Source organism: Bacillus sp. 3G2 (assembly GCF_044324725.1).
Lineage (GTDB): Bacteria > Bacillota > Bacilli > Bacillales > Bacillaceae_G > Bacillus_A > Bacillus_A mobilis.
Map to the genome: position 1 here is coordinate 2,452,959 of NZ_CP172246.1, position 11,908 is coordinate 2,464,866.

The 11,908-nt window shown below is 32.3% G+C and carries 11 protein-coding genes and 1 pseudogene; 10 read left to right on the forward strand and 2 right to left on the reverse strand.

The genetic code is table 11. The annotated features are described in order from the left end of the window. The first annotated feature begins 131 nt into the window (after positions 1-131). From ACHZK0_RS12480 to ACHZK0_RS12500, 5 genes are all read left to right on the forward strand, one after another. On the forward strand, positions 132-536 hold the full coding sequence (locus ACHZK0_RS12480) for a hypothetical protein (RefSeq protein ID WP_262743488.1): 405 nt from the start codon (positions 132-134) through the stop codon (positions 534-536). A 157-nt stretch (positions 537-693) separates the two neighbouring features. Further along, entirely contained in the window at positions 694-1,929 is a 1,236-nt protein-coding gene (locus tag ACHZK0_RS12485; protein WP_262743489.1) for a cytochrome P450 family protein, read from the forward strand. A gap of 267 nt (positions 1,930-2,196) precedes the next feature. Then, a complete protein-coding gene (locus ACHZK0_RS12490) occupies positions 2,197-3,480 on the forward strand; it encodes an MFS transporter (protein WP_262743490.1) in 1,284 nt (427 codons plus the stop codon). Next, positions 3,470-4,099 carry a Vat family streptogramin A O-acetyltransferase gene (locus ACHZK0_RS12495; protein ID WP_262743491.1) on the forward strand — a complete coding sequence of 210 codons (630 nt, stop codon included), beginning with the start codon at positions 3,470-3,472 and terminating at the stop codon, positions 4,097-4,099. The genes ACHZK0_RS12490 and ACHZK0_RS12495 overlap by 11 nt, the downstream gene beginning before the upstream one ends. 73 nt (positions 4,100-4,172) lie before the next feature. Next, positions 4,173-4,328 carry a DUF1540 domain-containing protein gene (locus ACHZK0_RS12500; protein WP_000046092.1) on the forward strand — a complete coding sequence of 52 codons (156 nt, stop codon included), beginning with the start codon at positions 4,173-4,175 and terminating at the stop codon, positions 4,326-4,328. 100 nt (positions 4,329-4,428) lie between these two features. On the opposite strand, the pseudogene ACHZK0_RS12505 reads toward ACHZK0_RS12500, so the two are convergent. Then, positions 4,429-4,509, reverse strand: a pseudogene (locus tag ACHZK0_RS12505) (PadR family transcriptional regulator); the annotation flags it as partial. Positions 4,510-4,534: 25 nt separating this feature from the next. Beyond that, positions 4,535-4,768: a hypothetical protein gene (locus ACHZK0_RS12510; RefSeq protein WP_395761627.1), complete on the reverse strand. Its 234-nt coding sequence runs from the start codon at positions 4,766-4,768 to the stop codon at positions 4,535-4,537. 257 nt (positions 4,769-5,025) lie between these two features. Here ACHZK0_RS12510 and ACHZK0_RS12515 point away from each other — a divergent pair, with 257 nt between their 5' ends. The 5 genes from ACHZK0_RS12515 to ACHZK0_RS12535 all read left to right on the forward strand — a co-directional run bounded on the left by ACHZK0_RS12515 (position 5,026) and on the right by ACHZK0_RS12535 (position 11,796). After that, positions 5,026-5,328 carry a hypothetical protein gene (locus tag ACHZK0_RS12515; RefSeq protein WP_262743493.1) on the forward strand — a complete coding sequence of 101 codons (303 nt, stop codon included), beginning with the start codon at positions 5,026-5,028 and terminating at the stop codon, positions 5,326-5,328. A gap of 322 nt (positions 5,329-5,650) precedes the next feature. Continuing rightward, positions 5,651-6,229 carry a cysteine dioxygenase gene (locus ACHZK0_RS12520; protein WP_395761628.1) on the forward strand — a complete coding sequence of 193 codons (579 nt, stop codon included), beginning with the start codon at positions 5,651-5,653 and terminating at the stop codon, positions 6,227-6,229. 162 nt (positions 6,230-6,391) lie between these two features. Continuing rightward, positions 6,392-7,243 carry a Cof-type HAD-IIB family hydrolase gene (locus ACHZK0_RS12525; RefSeq protein ID WP_061678519.1) on the forward strand — a complete coding sequence of 284 codons (852 nt, stop codon included), beginning with the start codon at positions 6,392-6,394 and terminating at the stop codon, positions 7,241-7,243. A 414-nt stretch (positions 7,244-7,657) separates the two neighbouring features. After that, positions 7,658-9,445, forward strand: a complete 1,788-nt coding sequence (locus tag ACHZK0_RS12530) for an ATP-binding protein (RefSeq protein ID WP_395761629.1) — start codon at positions 7,658-7,660, stop codon at positions 9,443-9,445. Positions 9,446-9,669: 224 nt separating this feature from the next. Continuing rightward, the gene (locus ACHZK0_RS12535) at positions 9,670-11,796 is read left to right on the forward strand and encodes a peptidoglycan D,D-transpeptidase FtsI family protein (protein ID WP_270607850.1); all 2,127 of its coding nucleotides are present in this window, start codon (positions 9,670-9,672) and stop codon (positions 11,794-11,796) included. Positions 11,797-11,908 lie beyond the last annotated feature (112 nt).

An 11,908-nucleotide genomic window follows, 5' to 3' on the forward strand; every position in this document is an offset into this window, starting at 1 on the left:
ATGAAAAAGCTCGTATTAAAAAATACGAGCTTTATTTTTTATTAAATTTAGGCTATACATAAGCTTCCTATAGTGCGCATATCACATATGAATGTTAAAGGTACTGAATGAAAAGTAGGTGAGTTGTTAATATGTATAACCAGCAAAATTATCCATATGATCAAGGGATGTATTATAATCCACAAAACTACGAGTATGAACCTGTAAATGAATCGAGAGATATGGAACAAGAAGATTATAGACCAGATGATGCGGAAGATGCTCCAACGTCACCACCACCATCTCAAGCGCCATCGTTACCATCCACATTTGCTTCTCCAGCACAACCAGGCAATATGAAATCATGGATGTGTAATTGTCTAGGAAGATGGGGATTTTTACGTTTACATCGTCCAGGACCTTTCGGAAGAGACTTATGGTTCTTTCCGACTGAAGTGAGAAGAAACGGAGTATCAGGTTATACTTGGCAAGGTGGTCGTCGTCGTAAAGTAAGCTACCGCTATCAACAAATTAGTAATTTCATGTGCTTCGCATAAAGAAAAGTGAGAGAGTAGAAAGATTTTACTCTCTCACTTTTTTATTTTTCAATATACGAAGTAAGATTTTGATTAAAAATTTACAATTTTCACGTTTTTATTAGAGTATAATGCAACTGTTGGTTCGTTTTCAAAAAAATGAGAGTGAGGGGATACAATGTCAATGAAAAACAAAGTTGGGCAAAGAATAGAGGATGGTATTAATTTAGCTTCAGCGCAGTTTAAAGAAGATGCTTATGAAATTTATAAAGAATCGCGAAAAATGCAACCTATATTATTTGTAAATGAAGTTGAACTCGGTAAAGAATGGCTCATTACAAGATATGAAGATGCTCTGCCACTTTTAAAAGATAATCGTTTGAAAAAAGATATGACAAATGTGTTTCCTCAAGATACAACGAACATGTATCTTTCCGTTGACAATAGTGATCATTTAACAACTCACATGTTAAATTCAGATCCACCTAATCATAGTCGTTTACGATCTTTAGTTCAAAAAGCTTTTACACCGAAGATGATTGCACAATTAGACGAGAGAATTCAGAGAATAGCGGATGATTTAATAAGTGAGATAGAGCGAAAAGGCACTTTAAATCTTGTGGATGATTATTCGTTCCCTTTACCGATTATTGTAATAAGTGAAATGCTTGGTATTCCAAAAGAAGATCAAGCTAAATTTAGAATTTGGTCTCATGCTGTTATTGCATCGCCAGAAACACCTGAAGAAATAAAAGAAACCGAAAAACAACTATCTGAGTTTATTACATATCTTCAATATATAGTTGATGTAAAACGAAAAGATCCAAAAGAAGATTTGGTTAGTGCGCTAATACTTGCAGAAAATGAAGGGCATAAACTTAGTGCTCCAGAGCTATATTCAATGATAATGCTATTAATCGTAGCAGGACATGAGACAACAGTGAATTTAATTACGAATACGGTATTAGCACTTCTTGAAAATCCAAATCAATTACAGTTATTGAAAGATAATCCAAAATTAATTGATTCTGCAATTGAAGAAGGATTGCGTTATTATTCTCCAGTTGAGGTTACAACTGCAAGATGGGCATCTGAACCTTTTCAAATTCACGAACAAACAATCCAAAAAGGGGATATGGTTGTCATTGCATTAGCTTCGGCAAACCGTGATGAAACAGTATTTGAAAACCCAGAAGTATTCGATATTACTCGGGAGAATAATCGTCACATTGCCTTTGGGCATGGTAGCCATTTCTGCTTAGGCGCTCCACTTGCTAGGTTGGAGGCAAAGATTGCTATTACTACTTTGTTTAATCGGATGCCTGAATTACAAATAAAAGGGAATCGTGAAGATATTAAATGGCAGGGGAATTATTTAATGCGTTCTTTAGAGGAATTACCATTAACATTCTAGAATATTTATTTTTAGACATGCATACATAGAAAATGATTTACATAGAGTATGTATGTGTTATTTAAATTCGAAACGGAAGGGTGAAAACATCCCAATGATCAACTAATTCTATTTGTAAGAGATCTTCGTTAAAAAACGAAATATTCTTCTGAATAGGGTTAGTCTGTACATGTATAGAAAAGGGATGTATTTCGCTCTGCGAATATATAGTCTTTTTATATGATTTGTGCTGCCTCCTGTTCAGAACACGAAATAGGAGGCTTTTTTATGTCGACAAATGTAGTAACGAAACAAAATAATGGGGTATCACAAGTATTGAAAAATAGATTTGTACAGGGAATTTTAGCTTCAGCATTATTTTTACAAATTGGAATATGGGTTCGAAACTTTGCCGTATTACTGTATGTAATGGAAATGACGAAAGGTGATGCTTTTGCTATTTCAATGATTTCAGTTGCTGAATTTGCTCCCATTTTTATTTTCTCATTCATTGGTGGTACGTTTGCTGATAGGTGGAAGCCAAAGAAGACAATGATATGGTGTGAAACGTTAAGTTCCATTTCCGTATTCGTTGTATTAATTACACTTATGTTTGGCACATGGAAAATCGTATTTTTTGTCACGCTTATTTCTGCAATCCTTTCGCAGTTTTCTCAACCATCGGGTATGAAGTTGTTTAAACAGCATTTATCAACGGAACAAATCCAATTGGCGATGTCTATATATCAAACAATATTTGCGATTTTTATGGTGTTAGGGCCAATACTAGGGACGTTTATTTTTCATAGTTTTGGAATTTATATTTCAATCATCATCACAGGTATCGCTTTTTTACTGGCTGCAGCGGTGTTGTTATTTCTTCCGAAAGATCTTGAGAACGATAATGAGAAGAAAGAAATGACGCTATTACAGGAAATGCTAGACGGTATTAAATATGTAAAAAAGAAAAAAGCATTAACTTTGCTAGGGCTTTGTTTTATGGCAGCAGGACTAGGTATCGGTTTAATTCAGCCACTGGGTATATTTATTGTAACTGAGCAGTTAGGGCTATCAAAAGAGAGTTTACAATGGTTACTAACAGTAAATGGTGCAGGAATGATTGTTGGTGGAGCTTTAGCAATGGTATTTGCGAAAAATGTTGCTCCGCAAAAGATGTTAATTGTAGGGATGCTCGGTCAGGCGATTGGCATTGGTATTATAGGTTATTCGACAAACTTATGGGTGACACTTACAGCACAACTTTTTAGTGGTTTAGCTCTCCCATGTATCCAAATAGGCATTAATACGCTCATTATTCAAAATAGCGATACAGATTTTATTGGAAGGGTAAACGGTATTTTAAGTCCATTATTTACAGGGTCAATGGTAGTAACGATGAGTATTGCGGGCTCATTGAAGGAGATGTTCTCATTAAGTACGATGTATGAGGGCACAGCTCTATTATTTATTATTGGTTTACTGTTTATTTTACCGATATACAATTTAAAGCCAGTAATAGCAATAGAAAATGAAATAAGTGATAAAGGTAGTGTTGTACAAAATGAATCCTAATCCAAATGTTAAGTACCCTATTGAAGGAAATCAAAATGTCCAATTTATAAAAAATACAATAACAAAAGCTAATATACTCATTGGAGACTATTCTTATTATGATGCGAAAGATGGAGAAACATTTGAAGATCGAGTATTACATCATTATGAATTTCTTGGAGATTGCCTTACCATTGGAAAGTTTTGTTGTATTGCAAATGGAGTTACCTTTATTATGAACGGAGCGAATCATCGGATGGATGGATTTTCGGTATATCCATTTAATATATTTGGAAATGGGTGGGAGAATTATACACCTAATTTGTCTGATTTACCATACAAAGGTGATACAGTTATAGGAAATGACGTTTGGATAGGTATGGATACAACGATTATGCCCGGAATAAAAATAGGGGATGGTGCGATAATTGCAGCTAAATCTGTTGTGACTAGAGACGTCGCACCATATACAATTGTTGGCGGAAACCCTGCCAATAAAATAAAGGAACGATTTACAAATACAATAATAGAAGAATTATTGCAAATTCAATGGTGGCATTTTGACATTGAAAAAATAACAGAAAATATAGATGCTATTGTTCAAGGAGACATTGAACCATTAAGAAAGCTAAAAAGGTAATAAAAAATGCATAACAAAGAGTATCATACCTCCGAATTTTGTTAATGATATTAGAACAAGGAGGTGTGATACTATGGCACAAGACGTTTTATGTGAAGTAAACAACTGTAAATTTTGGGCTAACGGCAATAAATGTAGTGCAGATGCAATTTATGTAGTAAGTAATAAAGGGAAACATGCATCTACTACGGAAGAAACAGATTGCAAAACTTTCGATCCAGAAATATAAAATTTTGAAGGGTAGCCAAATCGTGGTTGCCCTTTTATTAATTATAGTATTGATAATAAATCTCATTTTCATTCATTGTTTTTAACTTTTTTTTATTTTTTCATATTTTCTTCATAAGTGATGTAATCCAGAGCAATTCATGTTCAATACGTGATTTACTAAATTCAATGACTTCTGTAATAATTCGCCACTTTAGATATTCACTTTCAGTTAAATCTCTTTTTCAACGAGATAACTTGATGAACAAACTCCATCGCTGCAATATGTGATAAGAGAGTACCAATAGTGTTTGAACTACCGTTTGGTAAGAAATCTAAATCACTTTGGTTTAAATTGGAGATTTCGCTCAATGTAACATCTCTTGTATGTTCAAGCATTGTTACAAGCTTTCCAATTTTATTTGAATAGTTTTCTCTTGAAATTATTCTATAATCTATCATATATATCCCTCCAATTCATGCTAAGCATAAGTTTACCAATAAAATAAAAAAGACAAAGTCTGGAAATTCATGTAAAATAATGATATAATTTAATTGAATATAAAGAAAAAGGAAACCTGTTTTTATCAGTGTTACCTTATCCAAGACTAAATTTTACCCATACATCATTTTTTTGATGTAGCTCTTGAAGATAAAAACTATTTAATTTTCAAGGAACAGTTATTAACTTAAAACTTATTATACGAGGAGGGTGTATCATGAAAAAAATATGCTTTGTATTAATTGTCGACGCTGGTATAAATTATGGTTCAATATTTTCTCTACCATTTTTAAGGAATCAGGATGATTTGAAGGGATATTTTTCTGATTATTATGATGTTTCAGTTAATTATATTAGGGATAAAAACTCAGTTGACTATTTGGTAGTTCCCAAACCGTGTCCACCTTTTGATAATGAAAATAATCTTCCAATAATTGAAGTACCAGCAATCTTATTTATGGAAAAGGATTTTGAAAAAATAAAGACTTATATAGACAATTATTTTTCTAATAACTCATAAAGAAAATAAAAGTACAGTAAAAAGAAGTCCGATAAAAAACGAGTGGCGTAGAATATTTCTATTAATCATTCGTTTTTTATTATATTTACATATCAGTCTATCGCAAATGAACTTGTACAACATATCGGGAAATATAGTGAGGTTAATATCGTTGAAGAGTTTAATGAACAAACTTTGAAATTCTTACCTATTCGCTTGACAACTCAATAACCTGATCAGCAAGGTGCAAAATTATTGTACCTTGTTTTTTTATTTCTCAATTGTGAATTTTTAGTGGCCTATTTAATATGGAAGTGTGTGAAAAGAGTAGAGGAGGATGCTTATGTTAACGTGTAAAGGAAGTAAAACGTTTCAAACATTTATTAAAGCTGTAACGGATTTAATTGATAGTAATTTGTTAAAAGAGCAAATTGTTTGTGCGATTGAAAAATTACTAGCAGAACTTTTAGAAAAGAAAACATGGCTTCCACTAGAAAAACAGAAGGCGAATTCGGCTCAATATGCACGACATTTATTATATGAAGATCCTTTAAAGCGATTTGAAGTATTAGCTCTTGTATGGAAAGATGGACAATCTACACCTTTACATGATCATGATGGTACATGGGGAGTAGAAGGTGTTTTTACAGGAAGGATAATGGTGCAGAATTTTATACAAACTAAGCAGCTTGAAAATTCACTTGTTTATTTAACGCATACAGAAAATCTTTATTTGGGAGAAGGAGAAACAGATACAGTTATTCCACCAGCAGATTGTCATATTCTTGAAATAGCTGAAAACGAAAGCGTTGTCACGATTCATATTTACGGAAAACGTTTAGAAAAGTTTAAAGTATATGTCCCAACTGAAGAAAAAAATGTGTACATGTGTGAGACAAAATATATTAGTTATAATTCATAGTTTAAAATCCAAAGCAAAAGCTTTGGATTTTATTTATAATTATTTCTTGACCTGAAACGCTTTTCATAAATTATAAATAAGGAGTACTTCACGAGATCATTATGAAAACGATACCTTTTGTTTAATTGAACTCGTGTATTTAAAGAAAGTGGTGAAGAAATAATGAAATTAATCGCAATTGATTTAGATGGAACTCTTCTTTCAGGGAATAAAATGATTAGTAAAGAGAATGCAGATGCAATTCGAAAATGTCAGGAAGCTGGCCATGTTGTAACAATTTGTACAGGGCGTTCTATTGTTGATATTGAAAGATTGTTGTTAGAGGTTAATTTAGACTGTCCAATTATTGCGGAAAATGGTGCGCTTATATATAAAGATAAAAAAATGATGAAGAGATATCCAATTGAAAATATGCAGGCACTTGAGATTGTAGACTATCTTGAAGAGAATGGCTTATATTATCAGCTTTATACTAATAAAGGTGTATATGTACCAGATTATGGCGTAGAGAGTGTGCGTAATGAGATCGAATATGTGAAGAATTCAAAAGAAAGTTTTGATGTGAAAGAGTTAGAAACGATTGCAGCATTATATCTTGAACATACAGCATTTCATAGTGCAGAAAGTTGTAAACCAATTGTAGAAACTGATATACATGTGCATAAACTTTTACCATTTTCTTATGACATAGAAAAATTACAAAAGTTAAAAGCAGCGTTTCTGCATAATACTGATTTAGCAATTACATCTTCATATTGGCATAATTTAGAGATTAATCATCGTGATGCCCAAAAAGGAAATGGCTTATATACTTTAGCAGAACACCTGAATATTCCAGTCGAAAATACTGTAGCGATTGGTGATGGGCTAAACGATGTTTCCATGATGGAAAAAGCGAATATATCAATTGCAATGGGGAATGCAGTAGAAGAAATAAAAGCGATGTGTCAATACGAAACCTTATCAAATGAAGAACACGGTGTTGCACATGCCTTAAATAAATATGTAATGTAATATAAAAAGAAAAAAAGAATCCAAATAGATTCTTTTTTTCTTTTTATTAGGGGTAAGGTATTCTATGAGATTCATAGAAGCCTTATTACTTTTTATTATATAGAATATATTGGAATAAATGTTTATATTTTTCATGTTAATTGTGAAAATTTTATGAACTTTATTTTTTTTTGTATTTTTATACAACTAAAGGTGATATGTATTACTCTCATATGAAAACCATGTATGAGATGAGTAAATACAAATGGATTAAAAGTTCATTTTTCATGCGAATTCTTTTCTGTTTTTAATTGAAAAATAAAATTTGTTCGAATAATTATTCTACAGCTATATACCTAAAGGCACATTCTTCGTATAATGGAGAAGTATAAATTTTGAATTTGTATTAATTTTACATATTGAGGTGAAAAAGGAATGAATGCGCGGCTAATGGAACTTATTGATGTGAGTACAATAGAAACCATGGCAGAACAGTTTTATAAATTAACCAACATATCACATCAACTTCTTGATGCTGAAAAAGAATGTATATTTTCTTTTGGAATAAATGAGACGAAAATATGTAAACTTCCCAAAATTGAAATCCCCATTTTTTTATACAATCAACATTTAGGATCTTTTGTAGTATGGTCCAACAAAAGCGAAATTTACAATTGTCAAAAATACTTTGAAATGCTTTCAAATCTAATTATTGATGGAGCAACAAAAGTATTTCAAAGCAAAAATACAATGTTGTTTACTCGAAAAGAGGAGGAACTACATACGATTTTACAAAACATGCCTGTTATGGTTGATGCGCTTGATTATAATGGAGAGTTTGTTTTGTGGAATCGGGAGTGTGAAATTGTAACAGGTTATACCGCTGAAGAAATAATAGGAAATCCAAATGCCCTTCAATTATTGTACCCAGATCATAATTATCGTCACCAAATACAAACGAAATTTTTAACTTGTGGAAAAAATTTCAGGGATTGGGAAATGCACTTAACATGTAAAAATGGTGAAATTAAAACAATCATGTGGTCCAATATATCGGAACAGTTTCCTGTGACAGGGTATAGCTACTGGGCTGTCGGTGTAGATATTACACATTTAAAAGCGATAGAAGAGCAGTTAAAACAACAAACGTCTGAATTGGAATTAATTTTTAAGGCTTTACCAGATTTATGTTTTTTAACAGAAGATGATGGCACAATTATAGATTATAAAGCAGGATCCCCTTCGAAATTTTACGTACCGGCAGAAGCTTTTATGGGAAAAAAGTTTTTCGAAGTATTACCTTCTCCAGTAGCACAACAGTTTCAGGAAGCAATTCATCAAGTGAAGGAAAAAGGAACGAATGTAATTGTTGAATATCCACTTACAATTAATGGGAGTGTCGATTTCTTTGAAGCTAGATGCTTACCATTATTACATGATAAAATAATGATCATTGTACGTGATATTACAGAGCGAAAAAAGACAGAAGAATTACTAAATAAATCAGATACACTTGCAGCAATCGGTCAATTAGCAGCGGGTGTAGCTCATGAAGTGCGGAATCCATTAACAGTCATAAAAGGGTTTATACAGTTATTCCAAATTAATAAAGAGGATCAAGAAAAATATTTTGATCTAATGCTTTCGGAAATTGAAAGAATAGAGGCGATCCTCCAAGAATTTTTGTCAATTGCTAAAACAGATGAAATGAATACAGAACAAAAAAATATTTATCAAGTTTATAAAAATGTCGTATCGTTAATGAATACAAAAGCAATTATGACAAATATTCAAGTCGAATTATATGCAGAATCCAACGATATAAGTATTGAATGCTCAGAAAATCAATTGAAACAAGTGTTTATTAATATTTTGCAAAATTCTATCGAAGCTATGCCAAATGGTGGGAAAATTACAATCCACATAAAAGAAATAAACGATGATGGTGTCATTATTCATGTAATTGATGAAGGAATAGGAATACCTGAAGAAAGAATTAAGAGATTAGGTGAGCCTTTTTATAGTACGAAAGAAAAAGGTACCGGTATTGGATTAATGTTAAGTTATAAAATTATTGAAAGCCATCAAGGAAATATAAGTATTATGAGTGAGGTTGGTGTCGGGACAACAGTAACGATTTACTTGCCGAAAGTTCAGAGTAAAGAACCTCTATCAAATTGTGATGATAGATGTATATCGATACGTTCTAGCATTCATTCTTAAATAAATGATTAAATACCCAATGAAAAAAAGCTAAACTTTTTCATTGGGTATTTTTATATTTAATTTAGTAAACTTTACCTTTTCTTTACCTTTGTTTTAATTTCTATTAAGTTTTTATCGGTATATTAAAATTTGTATAAAGTACTGTATAGAAAATGTGCATTACTTTTAATATATAGATTCTATTATTATGAGGAATACTGTAAGGAGGAGATTATGACAAAGTGAATAAGCAAGAGAAAAAAAGTGGTAGAGCAATACCGACGCGGTTAAACATTTTATTTCTTTGTGTATTTTTATTATTTTCTGTAATGATTATACAGTTAGGGAAAGTGCAAATTCTCGATGGAGAGACGTATAAAAATGAAGTAGAAAAGAGAGAAAATGCAACTGTGAGTCTTTCCGTCCCGCGCGGGAAAATATTTGATCGTGAAGGAAATCCGGTTGTTGATAATAAATCTTTACGAACGGTCACGTACACAAAGATGAAAGGTGTAAAATCAGAAGATATATTAAAAACTGCAAGACAACTTGCAGATATAATTGAAATGCCGCAAGAAGATATTACTAAGTTAACTGAGACAGATAAGAAAGATTTTTGGATGCAATTAAATCCGAAACTGGCTGAAAATCTAGTATCTAAAAAAGAAATAGATACATTTAGAGAGAAGGATATTAGCGGTAAGAAGCTAGATAAAAAAATAGAAGAGTTAAAAAGAAAACGAGTTACAAATAAAAATCTTCAGGAATTAACAGATAAAGATATAAAAGTGTTAGCTATTAAAAGTAAGATGACTGCAGGCTATCAAATGGCTCCTCAAATTATTAAAAAAGATGTTAGTGAAAAAGAATTTACTATAATTAGTGAAGGTTTAGCGAATCTTCCAGGAGTAGACGTATCGGTTGATTGGGAGAGAGTGTATGTAAATGATGGATTATTCCGATCCGTTCTTGGAAATGTTTCTAATTCCGATGAAGGATTACCGAGTGAACGATTAGATTACTACTTGGTACGTGATTATAGCCGAAATGATAGGGTTGGAAAAAGTTATATCGAGCAGCAATACGAAGATGTACTTCATGGGGCAAAAAGAGAAGTAAGAAGCGTTGCTGATAAACAAGGTAATACAATTAGAACGGAAACAGTTTCTGAGGGGAAAAGCGGTAAGAACTTAACTTTAACAATAGATATGGAGCTGCAGAAAAAAGTAGAAGAAAGTATTGAAAAAATATTAAAAGCATATAAAGGTTCAGAATCGATGTTGGACCGTGCTTTCGTTGTAATGATGAATCCGAAAAACGGACAAGTATTATCAATGGCTGGGAAAAGACTTGTAGAAAAAGATGGGAAAACAGAAGTTGAAGACTATGCATTAGGCACAATGACTAGTTCATACGAGCTTGGATCTACAGTGAAAGGTGCGACAGTTTTAACTGGATTTGAAACAAAAGCTATAACACCAGGTACTTATTTTTATGATGCACCAATGAAGTTTAAAGGAACTAAGGAAAAAAAATCTTGGAAAGAGTTCGGAAATATTGATGATTTAAGAGCGTTACAAGTTTCTTCAAACGTTTATATGTTTCATACAGCATTAAAAATTGCAGGTGTGGATTATGTGAAAAATAGCTCATTAAATATTAAACAGGAGTACTTTGATAAAATGAGGTATTATTTTAGGCAATTTGGATTAGGTGTTCCAACGGGTATCGATTTACCAAATGAAACAGCTGGACAAATTGGTAAAAAAGATAACCAACCAGGTTTCTTATTAGACTACTCAATTGGTCAATATGACACGTATACACCGCTTCAACTTGTACAGTATATTTCAACAATCGCAAACGGTGGATATCGAATGAAGCCGCAAATTGTTCAAGAGGTTAGAGAGCAAACGTCGCAAAAAGATGAAATTGGTAAAGTGGTACATTCAGTAGAGCCAATCGTTTTAAATAAAATAGATATGAAAGAGGAATATATAAATCAAGTAAAAGAAGGATTTAGAAGGGTATTCCAAGAAGGTGATGGAACTGGAGTAAGGGCGTTCCAAAAAGCATCGTATAAACCAGCAGGTAAAACAGGGACAGCACAGACAGTTTACGGTGGTGAAAGTGATATCGGAAGAAATGAAAAAGGCGAGAGAAGGGAATGTTATAATTTAACGTTAGCAGGATATGCGCCATATGATAATCCGGAAGTAGCGTTCTCTGTAGTTGTACCATGGGTTATTAATGATAAATCTGGCATTAACTCTGATATTGGAAAAGAAGTTTTAGATGCTTATTTCGAATTGAAAAACAAGCGTTTAAGTGGAGAATCGCCAAAAATAGATGATCCTAAAGAGAATTAAAATGTACGAAGCGTCTCTAGCAATCATGTGAACTAGAGGCGTTTTTTCATAGGAATAAATTAGAAACGAGGTATAATAGGTAAAGTAGAAATAGTATATTATCTATTTAATT

Coding starts and splice junctions, on each gene's coding strand:
- ACHZK0_RS12530 (WP_395761629.1), top strand. CDS start 7,658: ATGAATGCGCGGCTAATGGAACTTATTGATGTGAGTACAATAGAAACC.
- ACHZK0_RS12485 (WP_262743489.1), top strand. CDS start 694: ATGTCAATGAAAAACAAAGTTGGGCAAAGAATAGAGGATGGTATTAAT.
- ACHZK0_RS12510 (WP_395761627.1), bottom strand. CDS start 4,768: ATGATAGATTATAGAATAATTTCAAGAGAAAACTATTCAAATAAAATT.
- ACHZK0_RS12495 (WP_262743491.1), top strand. CDS start 3,470: ATGAATCCTAATCCAAATGTTAAGTACCCTATTGAAGGAAATCAAAAT.
- ACHZK0_RS12500 (WP_000046092.1), top strand. CDS start 4,173: ATGGCACAAGACGTTTTATGTGAAGTAAACAACTGTAAATTTTGGGCT.
- ACHZK0_RS12520 (WP_395761628.1), top strand. CDS start 5,651: ATGTTAACGTGTAAAGGAAGTAAAACGTTTCAAACATTTATTAAAGCT.
- ACHZK0_RS12480 (WP_262743488.1), top strand. CDS start 132: ATGTATAACCAGCAAAATTATCCATATGATCAAGGGATGTATTATAAT.
- ACHZK0_RS12490 (WP_262743490.1), top strand. CDS start 2,197: ATGTCGACAAATGTAGTAACGAAACAAAATAATGGGGTATCACAAGTA.
- ACHZK0_RS12525 (WP_061678519.1), top strand. CDS start 6,392: ATGAAATTAATCGCAATTGATTTAGATGGAACTCTTCTTTCAGGGAAT.
- ACHZK0_RS12515 (WP_262743493.1), top strand. CDS start 5,026: ATGAAAAAAATATGCTTTGTATTAATTGTCGACGCTGGTATAAATTAT.